Raw genomic sequence first — 20781 nt, 5'->3', positions numbered from 1 at the left:
GCCTGGGCCGTCGCGCCGCCCGCTCAGACCATGACGGGTTCCGGCTCCAGCTCCACGCCGAAGCGCGCACGCACGTCGTCCTGGATCGCGCGCGCCAGCGCCCGCACCTCGGCGCCGCTGGCGCCGCCGAGGTTGACCAGCACCAGCGCCTGCTGCGGATAGACGCCGGCGCGGCCCAGGTTCCTGCCCTTCCAGCCGCAGCGGTCGATCAGCCAGCCGGCCGCCAGCTTTTCGGCGCCGTCGGGCTGGCGATGGTGCACCAGGTCCGGCCACGCCTGCAGCAGGCGCGCGCACTGCGCGGCCGACACCACCGGATTCTTGAAGAAGCTGCCGGCATTGCCGATCTCGGCCGGATCGGGCAGCTTGCGCCGCCGGATCGCGATCACGGCGTCGGCCACGGCGCGCGGCGTCGGGGCGGCGGTGCCGGCCAGCGCATTGGCCAGCTCGGCGTAGCGCAGGTTCGGCGCCCAGGCGCGCGGCAGCGCGAAGGTGACGTCCAGCACCACCAGCTGCGCGCCTTCCGGGTGCTTGAACACGCTGTCGCGGTAGCCGAAGCGGCAGTCGGCCGCGGTCATCGTGCGCACCGCGCCGGTGGCGAAGTCGAACGCGCTCAGCGAATGGAACAAGTCCTTCGTCTCGGCCCCGTAGGCGCCGACGTTCTGGATCGGCGCCGCGCCCACCGTGCCCGGGATCAGGGCCAGGTTCTCCAGGCCGCCCAGGCCCCGGGCCAGCGTCCACTCGACGAAGCCATGCCAGGACTCGCCGGCACCGGCGCGCACGAGGATGGCGTCGGACGTCTCGCCCACGACCTCGCGGCCGGCCAGGCCCATGTGCAGCACCAGCGCCGCGACCTCGTCATTGACGAGCAGCAGGTTGCTGCCGCCGCCCAGCACCAGGCGCGGCAGCGCGGCCAGGCGCGGGTCGGCCGCCACCTGCGTCAGCTGCGCCGGGTCGGTCACGCGCAGGTAGTGGCGCGCGCGCGCCGCGATGCGGAAGGTGTTGAAGGGCTGGAGCTGGACGTCGCGGGAAAGGGGCAGGTCGGCTGGCATGGCTGGGGACGGAAGTTTTCCGCGATTATAGAGGACGGCCTCGGGCACGGGCGTTGTCCGTTAAAATATCGCCATCCCGTATTTGCAAAACAAAGGAACAACAAGATGCCATCGTTTGATGTGGTCTGCGAAGCAGACATGGTCGAAGTCAAGAACGCCGTCGACCAGACCAGCAAGGAAATCGAGACCCGCTTCGACTTCAAGGGCAGCTCGGCCAGGGCCGAGCAGAAGGAACGCGAGATCACCCTGTTCGGCGATTCCGACTTCCAGATCGGCCAGGTACGCGACGTGCTGCTGAACAAGATGACCAAGCGCAAGGTCGACGTGCGCTTCCTGGACGAAGGCAAGATCGAGAAGATCGGCGGCGACAAGGTCAAGCAGGTGCTCAAGGTGCGCAACGGCATCGAGACCGAGGACGCGAAGAAGATCACCAAGCTCATCAAGGAGAGCAAGCTGAAGGTGCAGGCCTCGATCCAGGGCGATGCCGTGCGCGTCAGCGGCAAGGACCGCGATATCCTGCAGGAGGCGATCGCCCTGCTGCGCAAGGACGTCAAGGACCTGCCCCTGCAGTACAACAACTTCCGCGACTGACCGCGCAAGTCCTTGTCCGCACGGTCTTTTTCGAACGATCGTGCGGACCGCGTGGGACAAAAAGCCCTCTCGACCCGGCCCCGCACTGGGGTAGAATGCGGGCTTGCGCAGTCACGCCATCCGTGGGCGAACGCGCGCCGGGAGCGAATTTGTGGTGTTAAGGAGTGCAATGAAACGTGTTGATGATTTCTGCCTGCGTCTGGGCAACAAGGACTACGTGCCCATCATGATCGGCGGAATGGGCGTGGACATTTCGACGTCCGAGCTGGCCCTCGAGGCGGCCCGCCTGGGTGGTATCGGCCACATTTCCGACGCCATGGTCCAGGACGTGTCGGACCGCAAGTTCGACACCACCTTCGTCAAGGACAAGACCAAGCTGTACAAGGCGAACATCAACAACATGGACAAGTCGGCGGTCAAGTTCGACCTCGACCGGCTGGCCGAGGCGACCCGCCTGCACGTCGGCGCCACCATGGCGGCGAAGAAGGGCGACGGCCTGATCTTCGTGAACTGCATGGAAAAGCTGACCATGAACGCGCCCAAGGAAACCCTGCGCACGCGCCTGTCGGCGGCGTTGGACGCGGGCATCGACGGCATCACCATGTCGGCCGGCCTGCACCTGGGCTCGTTCGAGCTGATCAAGGACCACCCGCGCTTCCGCGACGCCAAGCTGGGCACCATCGTGTCGTCCGTGCGCGCGCTGCAACTGTTCCTGCGCAAGGTCTCGCGCCTGGATCGCCTGCCCGACTTCCTCGTCGTCGAAGGCCCGCTGGCCGGCGGCCACCTGGGCTTCGGCATCGACGACTGGCAGGAGTACGACCTGCACACGATCATGGACGAGCTGCACGCGTTCATGAAGCAGGAACAGCTGGACATCCCGCTGATCGCGGCCGGCGGCATCTTCACCGGTACCGACGCGGTCGGCTTCCTGGAAAAGGGCGCCGGCGCCGTGCAGGTGGCGACGCGCTTCACCGTCACGCACGAGTGCGGCCTGCCGGACAGCGTCAAGCAGGAATACTTCCGCGCTTCCGAGGACGACATCATCGTCAACGGCGTCTCGCCGACCGGCTATCCGATGCGCATGCTCAAGCAGACGCCGGCGATCGGCTCCGGCATCCGCCCGGGCTGCGAATCCTACGGCTACCTGCTGGACGCCACCGGCAACTGCGCCTACATCAATTCGTACAACCGCGAAGTGATGGCGAACCCGGACAAGAAGGCCATCCAGGTGTTCGACAAGACCTGCCTGTGCACGCACATGCGCAACTTCAACTGCTGGACCTGCGGCTCCACTACCTACCGCCTGAAGGACACCACGCACAAGCTGGCCGACGGCAGCTATCAGGTACTGTCCGCCGAGCATGTGTTCAAGGACTACCAGTTCAGCGTCGACAACCAGATCGCCCTGCCCCCGCGCCAGGACGAAGCGGCGGCCTGAGCGGCCTGTCCCCACCGCAGACGGCGTGCCACGGCACGCCGTTTTTTTTGGCGCTGTTCGCGTTCATTGTGCGAACCATCCGCTGCGCTGGCAGTCTCACCCATTGTCGAGGTAACTCATGGGGAGGCAGCAATGCAGGCTCTGGCGTTCGACGACGTGCTTGCCGCAATCAAGGCGTTGCCGCTGTGCACGCGGGATCTCGCACGCCTGCGCAGTTTGCTGGCCTCCATCGCGGATCCCGGCGAATGCATCGCGCTGATCGAACAGGCTGCCGGCCGTCCACCTTGCCCACGTTGCCGCCATACGCGCGTCCACCGCTGCGGCAGCGCCAGCGGCTTGCAGCGCTATCGCTGCTGCCGCTGCGGGCGCAGCTACAACGCCTTGAGCGGCACGCCGCTGGCGCGCCTGCGCCTCAAGGAGAAATGGCTGGCGTACCTGCAGTGCGTGCTGGAATCGCGTACCGTGCGCGACGCCGCGGCCGTCACCGGCGTGCACCGCACCACCAGCTTTCGCTGGCGCCACCGCTTCATTCCGGGCGCCATGCACGAACGCGTGCCGACGCTGTCGACCATCGTCGAGGCGGACGAAACTTACCTGCTCGAATCGCAGAAGGGATCGCGCACGCTGGACCGCCCAGCGCGCAAGCGTGGCGGCATCGCCAGGCGCCGCGGCATCAACCGCGACCATGCATGCCTGCTGGTAGCGCGCGACCGCAGCGGACAAACGCTCGATTTCCATACCGGGCGTGGGCCGGTGACGGCGGCGCAGCTGGAACGGTGCCTGCGGCCCGTGCTGGCGCCGGATGTGCTGCTGGTCAGCGATGCGGCGCAAGCCTACAAGACCTTTGCTGCCAGGGCGGGCATCACGCACGAGGCGGTCAACTTGCGGGCGGGCATCCGCACGCGCGGCGTGATCCACCTGCAGAACGTGAACGGCTGGCACAGCCGGTTCAAGACCTGGCTGTTGCGCTTTCGCGGCGTGGCCAGCCGCTACCTGATCGACTACTCGGGCTGGCAGCGGATGCTGGACGACAAACGGCTGACGACGCCGGCGCTGCTGTTGCGGGCAGCGGTCCAGTTCGGCAAGCGGCTGGACAGGAAACGCAATTAACGCGAACAGCGCCTTTTTTTTGGTGATGTGGTTTCGGATGGAACACGAAGCGCCTGCCGCTGTCCAACGGCAGTTGACCCCGAAACAGGAGCCTGACAGCATGGCCGAGACCGAATCTCCCATCCGGGTCGTATTCCTGACCGACGAAGCGGGCCACATCCTGACCTGGAACACGGCGTGCGCGACCCTGTTCGGCCTGGCGCCCGCGCAGGCGCTGGGGCGCCCCGTCACCACGCTGTTCTCGCCGTCGGGCCGCGACGCCTGGCATGCCGGCTGGGCGGCGCTGACGCGCAATCCGGACGGCGCCGAAGTGCGCGTCGACATCGACTGCGCCGGGCGCATGCTGGCCGCCTGCCTGACCCTGGCGCCGCAGCGCGACGCCGCCGACGGCTTGCGCGGCTGGGCCGTCGCGATGGACACCGGCGGCGCGCGCGACGCGCCGGAAGCGGCGCGGGTCGCGCGCACGCCGCTGTCGTCCATCGTCAACATGTTTCCTGGCACCTTTTACGTGGTCAACCGCGACGGCCGGCTGGTGCTGTGGAACCGCAACCTGGAACGCCTGACCGGCATGGCGCCCGAGGAGCTGGCGGCGGCGCGCACCACCGACATGCTGGAACTGGACGAGCGCGCGCTCTGGGAAGGCGCGATGCGGCGCGTGTTCGACACGGGCGCCGAGTTCAGCCTCGAGCTCGACTACGTGTCGCGCAGCGGCCGCGAGACACCGCTGCTGCTGTGCGGCGCGCGCCTGCGCTGCGACGGCGACGACTACCTGGTCGGCATGGGCATGAACATCGCCGAACGGCGCGCGCGCGAACAGCGCCTGCGCCTGCGCGAGCGGGCGCTGCACGCGGCCAGCAACGGCATCCTGATCACGCGCTGCGACGACAGCCGGAACGTGATCGAATACGTCAACCCGGCGTTCGAGCGGATCGCCGGCTACCCCGAGGCGGACGTGCTCGGGCGCGATCCGCGCATCATGGCCGCGCCCGGCATGGATACCGTTGAGCGCGCCCAGCTGCGCGACGCCATCGCCGCGCGCCAGGGCGCCAGCGTGGTGCTGCGCAACCTGCGCAAGGACGGCGAACCGTACTGGGCGGACCTGAGCATCACGCCGGTGCAGGACGAGCACGGCGCGGTGACGCACTACATCGGCGTCATCACCGACGTCACGGCGGCGCGGCTGCGCACCGCCCACCTGGAGCACGAGGTCAACCACGATCCGCTGACCGGCCTGGCCAACCGCAACCTGCTGTGGGACCGCCTGGAGCAGGCGCTGCACCTGGCGCAGCGCCAGAAATCGCTGGTGGCGACCGTGCTGATCGACCTCGACAAGTTCAAGGCCATCAACGACACCCACGGCCACGAGGCCGGCGACGTGGTGCTGAAGGTGGTGGCGCGGCGCCTGCAGGCGTCGGTGCGCGACAGCGACACGGTGGCGCGCATGTCCGGCGACGAGTTCGTGCTGGTGCTCGCCAACCAGCCGTCGCTGCGCTTCACGCTGCGCATGGTCGAGCGGCTGCGCCAGAGCTTCGCGGTGCCGGTCTCGTTCAACGGCCAGGACATCCCGGTCGGCGCCAGCCTCGGCGTCGCCATGTACCCGCACGACGGCGCCACCGCGCCCGAACTGGTGCGGGCGGCCGACCTGGCGATGTACCAGGGCAAGGCGAACGGCCGCAACGACGTCCACTATTTTTCCGCCGACATGCGCGCCGGCACCGAAGCCAAGCGGCGCCTCCAGGCGGCGCTGCGCGAGGCGCTCGACCGGAACGAACTGTTCCTGGTCTACCAGCCGCGCATCGCCGTGCGCAGCGGCAAGGTCAGCGGCTTCGAGGCGCTGCTGCGCTGGCGCCACCCGGAACAGGGCGTGCTGCCGCCGGCCGGCTTCCTCGCCGAGGCGGAAGAAATGGGCATCATGGTCCAGATCGGCGGCCAGGTGCTGGACCAGGCCTGCGCCTTCGCCGCCGCGCTGCGCGCGTCACACCTGCCCGACGTGCCGGTGGCCGTCAACGTTTCCTACCGCGAATACAGCCAGCCGGGCTTCCTGGCCGGGCTGGCGGAACGCCTGGCGCGCCATGGCCTGCCGCCGCACGCGTTGCAGCTCGACCTGCAGATCGACGGCCTGATCCGCAACCCGTCGCTGGGCCGCGAGCTGGCCGGGCAATTGCGCGACATGGGCGTGGACCTCTCGGTGGACGGGTTCGGCGCCGGCTTGTGCGACCTGGGTTTCCTGCAGCAGCTGGCGGCCCGCCAGGTGCGGCTGGCGCAGAGCGCCGTGCACGCGATCGCCGACGGCGGCGCGGCGCTGGCCAAGAGCCTGATCGACATCGGGCACAACCTCGACATGGAAGTGATCGGCGCCGCCGTGGAAACCCGGCCGCAGCTGGACTTCCTGGCGTCCAACGGCTGCGACCAGGTGCAGGGGATGTGGTTCAGCGAGCCCCTGCCGGAAGACGCGGCGCGGCAGATGCTGAAGGAGCATCTGCCGGCCTGACGGACCGGGGGACCGGGGAACCGGCGAACCGGGGCGCCGCGCAACCGCGAGGGGGCGCGACGGCCCGCGCCCTACCCTTCGCTGGTGATGCGCTTGACCAGCGCGCCCAGCACGTCCTCGGCCATGTCGTTCGACACCTGGCACGTGCCCGCGTTCTCGTGCCCGCCGCCGCCGTATTCCAGCATCAGCGCGCCGATATTCGTCTTCGACGTGCGGTTCAGGATCGACTTGCCGGTGGCGAACACGGTGTTCTGCTGCTTCAGGCCCCATAGCACGTGGATCGAGATGTTCGTGTCCGGGAACAGCGCATAGATGATGAAGCGGTTGCCGGCATAGATCGTCGGTTCGTCGCGCAGGTCGAGCACGACCAGGTTGCCGGACACCTGCGCGCAGCGGCGGATCTGGTCCTTGCACAGGGCATCGTGCTCGAAGTACAGCTTGACCCGTTCCTGCACGTCCGGCAACGCCATGATCTGGTCGATCGTGTGGTTGCGGCAGTAATCGATCAGGTCCATCATCAGCTGGTAGTTCGAGATGCGGAAGTCGTGGAAGCGGCCCAGGCCGGTGCGTGCGTCCATCAGGAAATTCAGCAGGTTCCAGCCTTTCGGATCGAGCACCTCCTCCTGCGAGAAGCGCGCCGCATCGCCCTTGTCGACGGCATCCATCATGTCGCGCCAGGCCGCCGGGAAGGCGCGCGTGCCGCCGTAGTAGTCGTAGACGACGCGCGCCGCCGACGGCGCGCGCGGGTCGATCACGTGGTTCGCGCGCGGGCCGCCGGTGCGCAGGGTTTCCGACAGGTGGTGGTCGAACGCCAGGTGGGCCCCGGCCACGTACGGCAGGTTGGTCGTGATGTCGTCGGCATGGATGGCGATCTTGCCGTCCTGCATATCCTTCGGGTGGACGAACAGGATCTCGTCGATCAGGTCCAGGTGCTTGAGCAGGACCGCGCAGACCAGTCCATCGAAGTCGCTGCGGGTGACCAGGCGGTAACGTTTCGGAACGGCGGACATCGGCATACCCCTTTCATGGATGGGAAGAACGATGGGCTGGCGCGGCCAGGAAGTCTTCCATCATACGCTGCAATATTTCCAATTGACAGTTTTTCCACATCTGGCGGTCATGGCATGCGCGGCGCATGCCGTGCGTGCCGCCGTCCAGTCGCCGATTTCTGCAGGCTGTCGCACGGGGATGGCGGCGCGGCGCCGCCCGTCCTAGAGTTGCAACATGCCAAAGGATTTCCTCAGGCCCGCGTGCCAGCGGTTACACTCGCCCTGTCGTCCCCGTTCATTACCGTCTCGTTCAACCGGCTTTTCATGCAAACTCGGCAATCCTCGACCCAGCAAGTCATCTCGAACAGCCTGTCCTCGGCCTACCGCGTTTTCGATGCGGTCGCGACCTGGGTGACGCAACTGTCGTGGTGGAAGTTTTTCCTGTTCGCCGCGCTGATGCTGATCGCCGGCCAGATCCTGCAGGACGAACTGTTCTCCGGCAGCGAGGAGGACATCGCCAACATGGAGCGCAGCACGCGCCGGGACGAGCCCAGCATCATCATCGACGACAACGGCATCCACATCAATCCGCGCAAGGGCCAGCGCCACGGGGCCACGATCAACATCGATCCACAGGTCGAGGCCGCCAAGGCCGAGGCGCTGGCGAAGACCGAAGCGGCGCGGGCGGCCAGGGACGCCGGGGCGGCGGCCGCGGACGGCGCCGAGACCGGGCGCACCCTCCCGCCGCCGCTCACGCCGGCCACCCCGGCCACCCCGGCCACCCCGGCCACCCCATCGGGCCACACGATCACCAAGACCATCCGCGGCGCCAACGGCGAGGAAGTCCACATCGACCTGCCGCCGCAGATCGGCGAGGAACTGTCCGACGCGATCGAGGCGGCCGTCGACGACGCCGCCGAGGCCAAGGCGCGCAGCTACCACAAGCAGGCGTCGACCTGGTTCACCAGCTTCGTCTGGCTGCTGGTGCTGGCGCTGTTCGGCACCAAGGCGCTGGTCGGCGGCAAGAAGCGCGCCGAGGCCGAGATGCAGACGGCGACCGCCGCCGCCGAGCGCGAATCGATGCAGCGCCAGCTGTCCGAGGCGCGCATGCAGGCCATGCAGGCCCAGGTCGAGCCGCACTTCCTGTTCAATACCCTGGCCTCGGTCGAGCACCTGATCGAGACCGACCCGCCGCGCGCCTCGGCCATGCAGCGCACGCTGATCCAGTACCTGCGCGCCGTGATCCCGCAGATGCGCGACGCCAACCTCACCACCAGCCTCGGGCGCGAGCTCGACATGGTGCGCGCCTACCTCGACCTGCTCAAGATGCGCATGGAAGAGCGCCTGACGGTCACGCTCGACGTGCCGGACGGCCTGCGCAGCGCCGCCTTCCCGCCGATGATGCTGCAGTCGATGGTCGAGAACGCCATCAAGCACGGCCTCGAGTGCAAGCCCGAGGGCGGCCGGCTGGCGGTCGGCGCGGAAGTGGTCGACAGCCGGCTGCGCGTCACCGTCACCGACGACGGCGTCGGCTTCGGCGTCGTGCCCAGCAAGGGGACCGGCCTGGGCCTGTCGAACATCCGCGAACGCCTGAAGTTGCTGCACGGCGAAGCCGGCCAGCTGCACATCGCCGCCAACAGCCCCAGCGGGGTGATCGCGACGATCGAGGTGCCTTACCAGCTCGCACCGAAATAAGCGCCCCGGGTATTGCCTGGCGCGCCGAATCGTTGAATAATCGACACTCTGCCACTGGCGCCACCGAAGCGATCCGACCATGCCTACCGCAATCATTGCCGACGACGAAAGACTGATGCGCGACCTGCTGCGCACCCGCCTGTCCCAGGTGTGGCCGGAACTCGAGATCCTCGGCGAAGCCAAGAACGGCGACGAGGCGGTGCAGCTGGTCGACGAGCTGAAGCCCGACCTCACCTTCCTCGACATCCGCATGCCGGGCAAGACCGGCATGGAAGCGGCGCGCGACATCGGCGCGGCCAGCCAGGTGGTATTCGTCACCGCCTACGACCAGTACGCCGTCGAGGCCTTCGAGCGCGGCGCCATCGACTACGTGCTCAAGCCGCCCGAGCCAGAGCGCCTGAAGATCACCGTCGAGCGCCTCAAGGAACGGCTGGCCTCGCCGGCCGCCGTGGCGGCCGCGCCGGTCGCCATCAACGACACCGTCACCGCCATGCTGTCGCAGCTGGCCGAGAAGATCGCGGCGCCCAAACCCAAGTACCTGCAATGGATCCAGGCCAGCATCGGCCAGGACCTGCGCATGATCCCGGTCGAGGAAATCCTGTTCTTCCGCTCCGACGAAAAGTACACCTGCGTGCAGACCGAGAAGTTCGAGGCGCTGATCCGCAAGCCGGTGCGCGACCTGGCCGAGGAACTCGACCCGTCGCTGTTCTGGCAGATCCACCGCGCCACCCTCGTCAACGTGAATGCGATCGAAGGCGTGACGCGCGACATCCGCGGCCGCCACCTCGTGCTGGTCAAGGGCCGCCCGGAAAAGCTCGAAGTCAGCCGCAGCTTCCTGCACCTGTTCAAGCAGATGTAGCCTGCCCGCCCGGCACGATTGTCGGGCCTCAATTCCCGCCGGCGCGCGGCGCGTAAGGTAGATGCCGGACCCATGCCGGGTCCCCGATCGCCTTTCGAATGAACCGACCGCGCCCCCGTCGTCCCGGCAGGCCAGCCTTGCGCCCCGCGGCATCGCGCGCCCTCGCGTGCGCGGCCTGCCTCGCGCTTGCGGCGGCGGCCGGCTTCCGGCTGGGCAGGCGCCCACGCCAGGAGCCAGAAACCGTGCCGGCCAGCCGCCAGATCGTCCACCACGCCAGCGACGCCATCATTTCCGCCGACCAGTCCAACGTCATCGTCATGGCCAACCCGGCGGCCGCCGCGCTGTTCGACACCAGCGTCGAGCAGATGGTCGGCAGCCCGCTGGGGCGCTACATCGAGGCGGCCGACGGCGATGCCGGCGAACCGGCCGGGTATTTCCGCGCCGGCAGCGGGCGCGCGGGCCGCCGCGCCACCGACTACGCCGTCACCGGCCTGCGCAGCGACGGCCGGCGCTTCCCGATCGAAGGCTCGATCTCGCGCACCAACGAGGGCGCCCCGTTCTACACCGTGATCATGCGCGACGTCTCCGAGCGCCGCCGCGTGCAGGAAAAGCTCACGCGCTCGCACGACCAGCTGCGCCAGCTCTCGGCCGCGCTGCAGACCATCCGCGAGGAAGAACGCACCCATATCGCGCGCGAGCTGCACGACGACCTCGGCCAGCTGCTGGCCTCGCTGCGCATGGACCTGGCGCTGCTGCAGCAGGCCGCGGGGACGCCGCCCGACAGCCTGCACCTGATGCGCGGCATGGACGCCAACCTGCTGACGGCCATCGCCTCGCTGCGCCGCATCGCCAGCAACCTGCGCCCGCGCGCGCTCGACGAAGGCGGCCTGTACTTCGCGCTGCAGGGCCTGCGCGACGACTTCGTCGAGCGCTACGGCATTCCCTGCACCCTGCTCGCCGACGAGGCCGAGCTGCGCCTGGACGACGCGGCCAGCACCGCGATCTTCCGCATCGTGCAGGAAGCGTTGACCAATATCGCCCGCCATGCGGATGCCACCAGCGTCCACATGAACCTGTTCCGCCTGAACCACGAACTCTTGATCACGATCCGCGACAACGGCCGCGGGATCCACCCCGGGGACATGGAAAAGGCCGAGTCGCTGGGGCTGGTCGGCATGCGCGAACGGGTCTGGGCCATGCACGGCGACATCGGCATCGGTCCCGACGACGAGGGTGGCACGCGCATCGACGTCGTGCTGCCACTCGAAGGCCACCTCGTCCAGGCATGAGGGATACCGACGTTCCGGCCGTGACGACAAGGCAAATGTGGCGCATTAACAACATTTCGTTTTGTCATTAAAACGACATACTGCTCCGATAAGATGCCTGCCGATGACAGGGATCGTGACAAAAAGAAACGATCCCGGACGATCGAACGACATCCAAAGGAGAATCCTGAATGCAAGTCAAACGTCTGGCAGTTGCCCTGGTAGCCGCCGCCCCCCTGTTCGCCGCCGCCCAAACCAATGTGACCCTGTACGGCATCCTGGATGCCGCCATCTCGTCGCAGGATACCGGCGGTCCGGAAGGCCGCACCACCGTGGTCAACTCGGGCAACCAGTCGAGCAGCCGTTTCGGCTTCCGTGGTAGCGAAGACCTGGGCAATGGCTTGAAAGCCATCTTCAACCTGGAAGCCGGTACCTCGATCGACACCGGCGCCGGCGACTCGGCCCTGTTCGGCCGCCGCGCCGTGGTCGGCCTGGAAGGCGACTTCGGTACCATCACGCTGGGCCGCGAATACTCGCCGATCGCCGCGATCGCCGCCGCCAGCGACGCCTTCGGCCAGGGCTTCTACGGTTCGAACCTGTCGGCCTTCTCGAACGCCTTCCCGAACGCCAGCGCCACCACCACCAACCGCCTGACCCGCCGCCTGGGCAACTCGGTCAACTACAAGAGCGCCTCGTTCGGCGGCCTGAAAGTGCTGGCCGCCTTCGCCGCCGGCGAAACCGCCGAGACGGCCACCCTCGAGAAGGGCAACCTGTGGGGCGGCGGCGTCGAATACACGCTGGGCGGCCTGTACCTGGGCGCCGCCTACCAGCAGATCAAGCGCGTGCCGGCCGACGAAGACAAGGAAACCGCCATCGGCGGTGCCTACAAGTTCGACCAGCTGGGCGGCTTCGAGATCAAGGCCAACTGGATGAAGGCCGAGCGTCCGGCCCTGGTCGACTACAAGCAGACCAACATCGGCGGCTCGATGCCGTTCGGCGCCAGCCGCGTGTACGCCAACTTCCAGCAGCAGAAGCAGGGCGCGGCCAAGGGCAACACCTGGGCGCTGGCCTACTCCTACTCGCTGTCGAAGCGCACCAACCTGTACGCGTCGTACGCCGACCTGAACAACAACGGCGCCGCCCTGTTCGGCCTGACCTCGTCGTCGGTCAGCGTGACCCCGCCGGCCGGCCGCAACGGCGCGGATCCGAAGGTGCTGTCGCTGGGCCTGCGTCACTCGTTCTGATGGCGTGAATGGGCACATGGTGCCCATTCCGCAAAACAACGCGGCGGCGGGGTATTTCCCGTCGCCGCGTTTTCATTTGCTATATCGGTCAGGCATGGGCGGCGCCAACCTCGCGTATCACCGCGTGGACGGCAAAGCCGTCCACCCTACTTCAACCGGCAGGTCAGCACCCACACCGTGTCCCAGCGCGCCACGCGCACCTCGCGCGCCACATTGCCCAGGCGCTTCTTGAGCGTGCTGTCGGTCGGATAATTCTTCGGCAACTCCATGCGCTCGCCATCCGGCGTCGTCACCATCTGCCAGGTATTGCCTTGCGCATCGGTACGCGCCACCGGCAGGCGCACGCCTTCGATGTCGTTATCGTCCAGCACGACCAGCAGCACGTCCTTGCCCAGCCGCGCGCGCAGCGCCGCCAGCAGGCCTTCCTGGTGGGCCCGGGTCAGGTGCGACCACCAGAAGCCGATGAACACCGCCTTCACCGGCGCCACGCCCTCGGGCACCAGGTCAGCCGGCAGGTCGAGCGCGTCGGCCTGCACGAAGGTCACCAGGTCTTCGTCCAGGCCGCGCGCGCGCGCCTGGTCCAGCATCGCCGCGTTGATGTCGACGGCGATCACGTGGCCGGCCACGTCGGCCAGGATCTCGGTCCAGCGGCCGGTGCCGCAGGCCAGTTCCAGCACGGTCATGCCTTCCACCAGGCCGGCGACGCCGTCCGCGACCTCGTCCAGGTCCTCGGTGCGCTCCTCGTCTTCCTCGATGGCGTCGTAGCCGTCGGCGACGAGGGCATAGTAGCGGGCGACCGCGGCGCGGTCCTTGTCGTTCATATCGTTCATTGCTCGTGACTCGTTGATGCGTTAAAGCTCGTAGTTGTCGCTGCTGCCGCGCATGGCCGCCTCGACCATCTTGCGGTTGAGCGTGGGGGCCAGCAGCTCGATGAAAGTATAGATATAGCTGCGCAGGTAGGCGCCCTGCTTGACGGCGACGCGCGAGACGTTCATGCCGAACAGCTGGCCCACGGAAATCGCGCGCAGGTTGCGGTCGCGCTCGGGATCGAAGGCCATGCCGGCGATGATGCCGACGCCCATGCCCAGCTCGACGTAGGTCTTGATCACGTCGGCGTCGATCGCTTCCAGCAGCACGTCCGGCTTCAGCTGGCGCAGTTCGAAGGCATGGTCGACCTTGCTGCGCCCGGCGAAGGCGGCGTCGTAGGTGATCAGCGGGTATTCCGCGATCTCTTCCAGCGAGATCGCCTTGGAGCGCGTCAGCGGGTGCTCGTGCGGCACCACCAGCACGTGTTCCCACTGGTAGCACGGCAGCGTGATCAGGCCGTCGACGGCCGCGATCGACTCGGTGGCGATGGCAAGGTCGGCCTGGTCGTTCTTGACCATGTCGGCGATCTGGCGCGGATTGCCCTGCAGCAACGACAGGCGCACCTTGGGGAAGCGCTGCATGAACGCCTGCACGACCTTGGGCAGCATGTAGCGCGCCTGGGTGTGCGTGGTGGCGATCGTGAAGCTGCCGCTGTCCTGGGCCGCGTACTCCTTGCCGATGCGCTTGAGGCTGTCGATCTCCTGCATGATCAGCTCGACCGAGCCCAGCACGAGCCGGCCCGGCTCGGTCAGGCCGCGGATGCGCTTGCCGTGGCGGGTGAAGATGTCCACGCCGAGCTCTTCCTCCAGCTCGATGATGGCTTTCGACACACCGGGTTGCGACGTGAACAAGGCCTTGGCGGCATCGGTCAAATTGAAGTTCTGGCGAACCGCTTCCCGAACGAAGCGTAATTGATGGAGGTTCATTGCTCTTATGTATTGATCAAGCCCTACCCGCCATTTTACAAGCTTGCTTATGCCGCAGGCTCATATAAGCAAATAAATTCTCGGTAGTTTGGAATAAAGCTCCATTTTATTAATATTCAGGTAGTCAGGGTCAGGATTGGCCCGCCCCCACAGGATTTCCACGCAAGGCTCCCGACCATGTATCGCTACGACCAGTACGACCACCTCATCGTCCGCGAGCGCATCGCCCAGTACCGCGACCAGGTACGGCGCCGCCTCGCCGACGAGCTGACCGAAGAGGAATTCCTCCCGCTGCGCCTGCAGAACGGCCTGTACATGCAGCGCCACGCCTACATGCTGCGCATCGCGGTGCCCTACGGCCTGCTGTCGACGGCGCAGATGCGCATGTTCGCCCACATCGCCCGCAAGTACGACCGCGGCTACGGCCACTTCACGACGCGCCAGAACATCCAGTTCAACTGGATCGAACTGGAGCGGACGCCGGACATCCTGGCCGACCTGGCCTCGGTCGAGATGCATGCGATCCAGACCTCGGGCAATTGCATCCGCAACATCACGACCGACGAATTCGCCGGCACGGCCTTCGACGAGCTGATCGATCCGCGCCCCTTCGCCGAGATCCTGCGCCAGTGGAGCACCTTCCACCCCGAATTCATCGCCCTGCCGCGCAAGTTCAAGATCGCCATCAACGGCGCCGTCGAGGACCGCGCCGCCATCGCCGTGCACGACATCGGCCTGACCGCGGTGCGCAACGCCGCCGGCGAGATCGGCTTCAAGTTCATGGTCGGCGGCGGCATGGGCCGCACCCCGATCCTGGGCAGCGTCATCAACGAGTTCGTGCCCTGGCAGGACCTGCTGACCTATACCGAAGCCGTGATGCGCGTGTACAACCAGTTCGGCCGCCGCGACAACAAGTACAAGGCGCGCATCAAGATCCTGGTGAAGGCCGTGGGCGCCGAGGAATTCGCGCGCATGGTCGAGCAGGAATTCGCCGACCTCCGGGGCGGCCCGGAAACGCTGACCCAGGACGAGCTCGACCGCGTCGCCGCCTGGTTCAACCCGAAGCCCTACCGCACGCTGGACGCGATCGACCCGCGCGCCGCCCACGAGGGCGACCGCGCCTTCGCCAACTGGCTGCAGCGCAACGTCAAGCCGCACAAGGTGCCTGGCTACGCGTCCGTCATCCTGTCGCTGAAGAAGACCGGCGTGCCGCCGGGCGACGCCACCGCCGAGCAGATGGACTTCGTGGCCGACCTGGCCGACCAGTACAGCTTCGGCGAACTGCGCGTCACGCACGAGCAGAACCTGGTGCTGGCCGACGTCGAGCAGTCCCGGCTGTACGACGTCTGGCAGCTGGCCAAGGCGCGCGGCCTGGCCACGCCGAACATCGGCCTGCTGACCGACATCATCGCCTGCCCCGGCGGCGACTACTGCTCGCTGGCGAACGCGAAGTCGATCCCGATCGCCGCCGCCATCGCCGAGCGCTTCGACGACCTCGACTACCAGCACGACATCGGCGACATCGAACTGAACATCTCGGGCTGCATCAATGCCTGCGGCCACCACCACGTCGGCCACATCGGCGTGCTCGGCGTCGACAAGGACGGCGCCGAGTGGTACCAGGTGTCGATCGGCGGTTCGCAGGGCAACCAGGCCGCGATCGGCAAGATCATCGGCCCGTCGTTCTCGGCGCCGCAGATGCCCGAAGTCGTCCAGCGCCTGCTCGACGTCTACGTCCGCGAACGCATCGAGGGCGAGCGCTTCGTCGACGTCGCGCAGCGCCTCGGCATCGCGCCGTTCAAGGAACATGTGTATGCCACGCCGATCCCGGCCGGCGAACTCGTCGGAGAAGACCACTATGCTTAATGCCCATCCACAGATCATCAAGGGACGCGAGGTGGTCGCCGACGACTGGAGCGTGCTGTCGCTGGACGACGGCCAGGCGCCGGACACGGTGGACGTCCCCGCCGGCAAGGTCATCGTCCCGCTGGCCGTCTGGCAGGCGCAGCGCGAACACCTGCTGCAGCGCGCCGACGTCGGCGTCTGGTTCGCGCCGGACGAGCTGGCGCATACGGTCAAGGACGACCTCGACAAATTCAAGGTGGTGGCCGTCAGCTTCCCGAAATTCACCGACGGGCGCGGCTATTCGATCGCCTACAACCTGCGCCGCCGCCTGGGCTACGCGGGCGAGCTGCGCGCCATCGGCGACGTGCTGCGCGACCAGCTGTTCCAGATGCAGCGCTGCGGCTTCGACGCCTACGCGACGCGCCCGGACCGCGATATCCACGATGCGCTCAAGGGCTTGACCGTGTTCTCGCAGACGTACCAGGCTTCCGTCGACACGCCGCTGCCGCTGTTCCGCCGCGCCGAGCGCGGCCTGGCGCCCGAGCACACCGACGTCGGCGCCGGCATCTAGGGGGGGCCATGAGCGAACCGAACGCACGCGTCGCGGCCACCCGCGCCATCCTGGCACGCATCGCCGGCGAATTCGCGCCGGCCACGTTCGCGTCCAGCCTGGCGGCCGAGGACATGGTATTGACCGACCTGATCCTGAAGGCCGGCCTGCCCATTTCCATCTTTTCGCTGGAAACCGGGCGCCTGCACCAGGAAACCCTGGACGTGCTGGACAAGGTCAAGGCCCATTACGGCCACGACATCGCACTCTACCGGCCGCAGCCACAGCTGGTCGACGACTACGTGGCGCAGCACGGCCTGAACGCCTTCTACGACAGCGTCGAGCTGCGCAAGGGCTGCTGCTCCGTGCGCAAGGTCGAGCCGCTGGGCCGCGCGCTGGCCGGCAAGCGCGCCTGGATCACGGGCCAGCGCCGCGCCCAGTCCAGCACCCGCGCCGACCTGGCGGTGCAGGAACACGACGCGGCCCACGGCCTGGAAAAATTCAATCCGCTGGCCGACTGGTCCGAGCAGGACGTCTGGGACTATCTCCGCGCCGAGGGCGTGCCGTACAACGCCCTGCACGACCGCGGCTACCCGTCGATCGGCTGCGCGCCTTGCACCCGCGCCGTCGCGCCGGGCGAGGACGTGCGCGCCGGCCGCTGGTGGTGGGAAAACCCGGAATCCAAGGAATGCGGCCTGCACCTCGTGGACGGCAAACTCATCCGTATCAAATCCGTGGCCGCCTGAAGCGACGGCCCGCAACGACATCGACAGGCACCGCCATCATGACGACTCTCTTTGACAATCCGCAGGCGCTGGGCGACGTGAACGCGCGCCACCTCGACGCCCTCGAATCGGAATCGATCCACATCCTGCGCGAGGTGGCGGCCGAATGCGCCAACCCCGCCCTTCTGTTCTCGGGCGGCAAGGATTCCGTGGTGCTGCTGCGCCTGGCGGAAAAGGCTTTCCGCCCGGGCAAGTTCCCCTTCCCGCTGGTGCACATCGACACCGGCCACAACTTCGACGAAGTGATCGCCTTCCGCGACGCCCGCGTGCGCGAGCTGGGCGAACGCCTGATCGTCGGCTCGGTCGAGGATTCGATTCGCAAGGGCACGGTGCGCCTGCGCAATCCGCAGACGGATTCGCGCAACGCCGCCCAGGCCGTGACGCTGCTGGAAACCATCGCCGAGCACGGCTTCGATGCCTGCATCGGCGGCGCCCGCCGCGACGAGGAAAAGGCGCGCGCCAAGGAACGCATCTTCTCGTTCCGCGACGAGTTCGGCCAGTGGGACCCGAAGGCCCAGCGTCCGGAGCTGTGGGACCTGTACAACACCCGCGTGCACCCGGGCGAGAACATGCGCGTGTTCCCGATCTCGAACTGGACCGAGCTCGACGTCTGGCAATACATCGCCCGCGAACGGCTGGCCCTGCCCTCGATCTACTACGCGCACGAGCGCCAGGTCATCCCGCGCAACGGCCTGCTGGTGCCGCTGACCCCGCTGACCCCGGCGCGCGAGGGCGAGACGGTCGAGACCCGCACGGTGCGCTTCCGCACCGTCGGCGACATCTCCTGCACCTGCCCGGTGGCCTCGGACGCCGACACGGTGGGCGCCATCATCGCCGAGACCGCGATCACCCAGGTCACCGAGCGCGGCGCCACCCGCATGGACGACCAGACCTCGGAAGCCTCGATGGAAAAACGCAAGAAGCAAGGATATTTCTGATGAACGCCCTGATTGACCCCAGCGCCCAGGCGCACGACCACGACGGCCAGGCCGGCCTGCTGCGCTTCATTACCGCCGGTTCCGTCGACGACGGCAAGAGCACCCTGATCGGCCGCCTGCTGTACGACAGCAAGGGCATCTTCGCCGACCAGCTGGCGGCCGTCTCGCGCGCGAAGCACAAGCGCACCGTGGGCGACACCATCGACCTGTCGCTGCTGACCGACGGCCTGGAAGCCGAGCGCGAACAGGGCATCACGATCGACGTGGCCTACCGCTACTTCGCCACCCCGAAGCGCAAGTTCATCATCGCCGACACCCCCGGCCACGAGCAGTACACGCGCAACATGGTCACAGGCGCCTCGACGGCGGACGCGGTCATCATCCTGGTCGACGTGTCGAAGGTGACGCTGCGCGAAGACGGCGGCGTCGATCTGCTGACCCAGACCAAGCGCCACTCGACCATCGCGAAGCTGCTGCAGATCGAGCACGTGATCGTCGCCGTCAACAAGATGGACCTGGTGGGCTACGACCGCGGCGTCTACGAGCGCATCGTGGCGGCCTACGGCGCCTTCGCGGACAGCCTGGGCCTGAAGGACATCACGGCGATCCCGCTGTCGGCGCTGGCCGGCGACAACGTCGTCGAGCGCGGCGACAACATGCCGTGGTACCAGGGTCCCACGCTGATCGAACTGCTCGAGGGCCTGTCCGTCTACGACGAGGCGCACGCCGCCCCGTTCCGCTTCCCGGTGCAACTGGTGGCGCGCCACAACGGCCACGCGGCCAACGACTTCCGCGGCTACATGGGCCGGGTGGAGTCGGGCAAGGTGGCGGTGGGCGACAAGCTGGTCGTGCAGCCGTCCGGCCAGGCCGCGACCGTCAAGGAGATCCTCACCTTCGACGGCCCGCTGCAGGCCGCGGTGGCGGGCCAGTCGGTCACGCTGCTGCTGAACGAATACGTCGACGTCTCGCGCGGCGACGTGCTGGCGTCGAGCGCCCAGCCGGCCACGCTGCTGAAACAGGTGAGCGCGGACGTGTGCTGGATGGCGGACGAGGCGCTCGACCTGCGCCGCAAGTACTGGCTCAAGCACGGCACGCGCCAGACCATGGCGAAGGTGACGAAGGTCGACAGCATCCTCGACGTCAACACCCAGCAGCGCCGCAGCGTCGACGATCCGGCCGAGGGCCTGGCCCTGAACGACATCGCGCGCATCGCCATCACCGTGCAGCAGCCGCTGGCCGCCGACGCCTACGACGACATCCGCGCCACGGGCGCCTTCATCCTGATCGACGAGGTTACCCACCAGACCGTCGCCGCCGGCATGATCCGTTTGATATGATCCGCGGGGTATGATCCGCTTGCACGCCCGACTCGAAAGGAACCCATGCCGGCGCTGGGAAAAGTCTACCTGATCGGCGCCGGTCCCGGCGCGGCCGACCTCATCACCGTACGCGGCGCGCGCCTGCTCGCGCAAGCCGACGTGGTGCTCTACGATGCGCTCGTCACGCCCGAGATGCTGGCCCTGTGCCCGCAGGCCGAGCTGATCTCGGTGGGCAAGCGCTCGGGCCAGCGCTCGACGGCGCAGGCCGTCATCAACGCGCGGCTGGTCGAGTGCGCGCGCCGCCACCGCCTGGTGGTGCGCCTGAAGGGCGGCGACCCGATGCTGTTCGGTCGCGCTGACGAGGAATTGCGGGCGCTGGAAGCGGAGGGCATCGAGGTCGAGGTCGTTCCCGGCATCACCACGGCCGTCGCGGCCGCGGCGGCCACCAGGCAGCCGCTGACCCGGCGCGGCCTGGCGCGCAGCGTCGCCTTCTTCACCTCGAGCACGGCGCCGGACCAGCCCGACCATCCGGCGCTGCCGGAAACCGACACCCTGGTGCAGTACATGGGCGGACGCGAAGCGGCCGCCACCGCCGAGCGCCTGCTGGCCGAGGGCCGCCGCCCGGACCTGCCGGTGGTGGTGGTCGAGAACTGCAGCCGCCCCGACCAGCGTATCCTGCGCCTGCCCCTGGCCGCGCTGGCGCACGGCCTGGAGACGGCGCACGGGCCGGTGCTGGTGATGATCGGCGAAGCCTTGCAGCGGCGCGAGCGGCAGCCCGAGGATCCGGCGCCGGGGTGAGGCCGCTTTGATCGTGGCC

General features: G+C 67.8%; 18 protein-coding genes. 14 read left to right on the top strand and 4 right to left on the bottom strand.

From position 1 onward, the window contains the following. Nucleotides 1-23 precede the first annotated feature (23 nt). Nucleotides 24-1049, bottom strand: a complete 1026-nt coding sequence (gene murB / locus QZ749_RS04315) for a UDP-N-acetylmuramate dehydrogenase (RefSeq protein ID WP_296943643.1) — start codon at nucleotides 1047-1049, stop codon at nucleotides 24-26. 105 nt (nucleotides 1050-1154) lie between these two features. Here murB and QZ749_RS04310 point away from each other — a divergent pair, with 105 nt between their 5' ends. The 4 genes from QZ749_RS04310 (at nucleotide 1155) to QZ749_RS04295 (ending at nucleotide 6679) form a co-directional block, all read left to right on the top strand. Continuing rightward, on the top strand, nucleotides 1155-1640 hold the full coding sequence (locus QZ749_RS04310; RefSeq protein WP_296943642.1) for a YajQ family cyclic di-GMP-binding protein: 486 nt from the start codon (nucleotides 1155-1157) through the stop codon (nucleotides 1638-1640). Between the two features lie 169 nt (nucleotides 1641-1809). Next, nucleotides 1810-3078 carry a nitronate monooxygenase gene (locus QZ749_RS04305; RefSeq protein ID WP_296943640.1) on the top strand — a complete coding sequence of 423 codons (1269 nt, stop codon included), beginning with the start codon at nucleotides 1810-1812 and terminating at the stop codon, nucleotides 3076-3078. Between the two features lie 132 nt (nucleotides 3079-3210). Beyond that, complete coding sequence (locus tag QZ749_RS04300) at nucleotides 3211-4188, top strand: IS1595 family transposase (protein WP_296943638.1); 978 nt, start codon at nucleotides 3211-3213, stop codon at nucleotides 4186-4188. Between the two features lie 100 nt (nucleotides 4189-4288). Next, nucleotides 4289-6679 carry a bifunctional diguanylate cyclase/phosphodiesterase gene (locus QZ749_RS04295; protein WP_296943637.1) on the top strand — a complete coding sequence of 797 codons (2391 nt, stop codon included), beginning with the start codon at nucleotides 4289-4291 and terminating at the stop codon, nucleotides 6677-6679. Nucleotides 6680-6750: 71 nt separating this feature from the next. On the opposite strand, the gene QZ749_RS04290 is transcribed toward QZ749_RS04295, so the two are convergent. Next, on the bottom strand, nucleotides 6751-7689 hold the full coding sequence (locus QZ749_RS04290) for an exopolyphosphatase (RefSeq protein WP_296943636.1): 939 nt from the start codon (nucleotides 7687-7689) through the stop codon (nucleotides 6751-6753). Between the two features lie 303 nt (nucleotides 7690-7992). Between QZ749_RS04290 and QZ749_RS04285 the strand changes: the two genes are divergently transcribed. From QZ749_RS04285 to QZ749_RS04270, 4 genes are all read left to right on the top strand, one after another. Beyond that, nucleotides 7993-9363 (top strand): sensor histidine kinase, encoded by a 1371-nt coding sequence (locus tag QZ749_RS04285; RefSeq protein WP_296943635.1) that lies wholly within the window; start codon nucleotides 7993-7995, stop codon nucleotides 9361-9363. 79 nt (nucleotides 9364-9442) lie between these two features. After that, a complete protein-coding gene (locus QZ749_RS04280; RefSeq protein WP_296943633.1) occupies nucleotides 9443-10222 on the top strand; it encodes a LytTR family DNA-binding domain-containing protein in 780 nt (259 codons plus the stop codon). A gap of 242 nt (nucleotides 10223-10464) precedes the next feature. Further along, nucleotides 10465-11511 carry a PAS domain-containing sensor histidine kinase gene (locus tag QZ749_RS04275; RefSeq protein ID WP_296943632.1) on the top strand — a complete coding sequence of 349 codons (1047 nt, stop codon included), beginning with the start codon at nucleotides 10465-10467 and terminating at the stop codon, nucleotides 11509-11511. 170 nt (nucleotides 11512-11681) lie between these two features. Beyond that, the gene (locus tag QZ749_RS04270) at nucleotides 11682-12734 is read left to right on the top strand and encodes a porin (protein ID WP_296943631.1); all 1053 of its coding nucleotides are present in this window, start codon (nucleotides 11682-11684) and stop codon (nucleotides 12732-12734) included. A 146-nt stretch (nucleotides 12735-12880) separates the two neighbouring features. On the opposite strand, the gene QZ749_RS04265 is transcribed toward QZ749_RS04270, so the two are convergent. Then, nucleotides 12881-13564: a class I SAM-dependent methyltransferase gene (locus tag QZ749_RS04265; protein ID WP_296943630.1), complete on the bottom strand. Its 684-nt coding sequence runs from the start codon at nucleotides 13562-13564 to the stop codon at nucleotides 12881-12883. A 21-nt stretch (nucleotides 13565-13585) separates the two neighbouring features. Next, nucleotides 13586-14527, bottom strand: a complete 942-nt coding sequence (locus QZ749_RS04260) for a CysB family HTH-type transcriptional regulator (protein ID WP_296943627.1) — start codon at nucleotides 14525-14527, stop codon at nucleotides 13586-13588. A 177-nt stretch (nucleotides 14528-14704) separates the two neighbouring features. Between QZ749_RS04260 and QZ749_RS04255 the strand changes: the two genes are divergently transcribed. Genes QZ749_RS04255 through cobA form a run of 6 tightly spaced genes read left to right on the top strand, consistent with a single transcriptional unit; the run spans nucleotide 14705 to nucleotide 20762 of the window. Further along, nucleotides 14705-16393, top strand: coding sequence for a nitrite/sulfite reductase (locus tag QZ749_RS04255; RefSeq protein WP_296943626.1), 1689 nt, complete (start codon nucleotides 14705-14707; stop codon nucleotides 16391-16393). Beyond that, complete coding sequence (locus QZ749_RS04250) at nucleotides 16386-16943, top strand: DUF934 domain-containing protein (RefSeq protein WP_296943625.1); 558 nt, start codon at nucleotides 16386-16388, stop codon at nucleotides 16941-16943. Before QZ749_RS04255 ends, QZ749_RS04250 begins: the two co-directional genes overlap by 8 nt. A gap of 8 nt (nucleotides 16944-16951) precedes the next feature. After that, nucleotides 16952-17668, top strand: a complete 717-nt coding sequence (locus QZ749_RS04245; RefSeq protein ID WP_296943623.1) for a phosphoadenylyl-sulfate reductase — start codon at nucleotides 16952-16954, stop codon at nucleotides 17666-17668. A gap of 38 nt (nucleotides 17669-17706) precedes the next feature. Further along, nucleotides 17707-18645: a sulfate adenylyltransferase subunit CysD gene (cysD, locus tag QZ749_RS04240; protein WP_296943621.1), complete on the top strand. Its 939-nt coding sequence runs from the start codon at nucleotides 17707-17709 to the stop codon at nucleotides 18643-18645. Beyond that, entirely contained in the window at nucleotides 18645-19982 is a 1338-nt protein-coding gene (locus QZ749_RS04235) for a sulfate adenylyltransferase subunit 1 (protein ID WP_296943620.1), read from the top strand. Before cysD ends, QZ749_RS04235 begins: the two co-directional genes overlap by 1 nt. Before the next feature lie 45 nt (nucleotides 19983-20027). Next, the gene (cobA, locus tag QZ749_RS04230; RefSeq protein ID WP_296943619.1) at nucleotides 20028-20762 is read left to right on the top strand and encodes a uroporphyrinogen-III C-methyltransferase; all 735 of its coding nucleotides are present in this window, start codon (nucleotides 20028-20030) and stop codon (nucleotides 20760-20762) included. Nucleotides 20763-20781: the final 19 nt, after the last annotated feature.

Origin of the sequence: uncultured Massilia sp., assembly GCF_913773735.1 — a bacterium.
Taxonomy (GTDB): domain Bacteria; phylum Pseudomonadota; class Gammaproteobacteria; order Burkholderiales; family Burkholderiaceae_D; genus Telluria.
This window is presented reverse-complemented; position numbering and strand designations above follow the sequence as displayed.

What these genes read in the sequence shown, in the direction of transcription:
- murB (WP_296943643.1), bottom strand. Translation starts at nt 1,049, where the DNA reads ATGCCAGCCGACCTGCCCCTTTCCCGCGACGTCCAGCTCCAGCCCTTC.
- QZ749_RS04310 (WP_296943642.1), top strand. Translation starts at nt 1,155, where the DNA reads ATGCCATCGTTTGATGTGGTCTGCGAAGCAGACATGGTCGAAGTCAAG.
- QZ749_RS04305 (WP_296943640.1), top strand. Translation starts at nt 1,810, where the DNA reads ATGAAACGTGTTGATGATTTCTGCCTGCGTCTGGGCAACAAGGACTAC.
- QZ749_RS04300 (WP_296943638.1), top strand. Translation starts at nt 3,211, where the DNA reads ATGCAGGCTCTGGCGTTCGACGACGTGCTTGCCGCAATCAAGGCGTTG.
- QZ749_RS04295 (WP_296943637.1), top strand. Translation starts at nt 4,289, where the DNA reads ATGGCCGAGACCGAATCTCCCATCCGGGTCGTATTCCTGACCGACGAA.
- QZ749_RS04290 (WP_296943636.1), bottom strand. Translation starts at nt 7,689, where the DNA reads ATGTCCGCCGTTCCGAAACGTTACCGCCTGGTCACCCGCAGCGACTTC.
- QZ749_RS04285 (WP_296943635.1), top strand. Translation starts at nt 7,993, where the DNA reads ATGCAAACTCGGCAATCCTCGACCCAGCAAGTCATCTCGAACAGCCTG.
- QZ749_RS04280 (WP_296943633.1), top strand. Translation starts at nt 9,443, where the DNA reads ATGCCTACCGCAATCATTGCCGACGACGAAAGACTGATGCGCGACCTG.
- QZ749_RS04270 (WP_296943631.1), top strand. Translation starts at nt 11,682, where the DNA reads ATGCAAGTCAAACGTCTGGCAGTTGCCCTGGTAGCCGCCGCCCCCCTG.
- QZ749_RS04265 (WP_296943630.1), bottom strand. Translation starts at nt 13,564, where the DNA reads ATGAACGATATGAACGACAAGGACCGCGCCGCGGTCGCCCGCTACTAT.
- QZ749_RS04260 (WP_296943627.1), bottom strand. Translation starts at nt 14,527, where the DNA reads ATGAACCTCCATCAATTACGCTTCGTTCGGGAAGCGGTTCGCCAGAAC.
- QZ749_RS04255 (WP_296943626.1), top strand. Translation starts at nt 14,705, where the DNA reads ATGTATCGCTACGACCAGTACGACCACCTCATCGTCCGCGAGCGCATC.
- QZ749_RS04250 (WP_296943625.1), top strand. Translation starts at nt 16,386, where the DNA reads ATGCTTAATGCCCATCCACAGATCATCAAGGGACGCGAGGTGGTCGCC.
- QZ749_RS04245 (WP_296943623.1), top strand. Translation starts at nt 16,952, where the DNA reads ATGAGCGAACCGAACGCACGCGTCGCGGCCACCCGCGCCATCCTGGCA.
- cysD (WP_296943621.1), top strand. Translation starts at nt 17,707, where the DNA reads ATGACGACTCTCTTTGACAATCCGCAGGCGCTGGGCGACGTGAACGCG.
- QZ749_RS04235 (WP_296943620.1), top strand. Translation starts at nt 18,645, where the DNA reads ATGAACGCCCTGATTGACCCCAGCGCCCAGGCGCACGACCACGACGGC.
- cobA (WP_296943619.1), top strand. Translation starts at nt 20,028, where the DNA reads ATGCCGGCGCTGGGAAAAGTCTACCTGATCGGCGCCGGTCCCGGCGCG.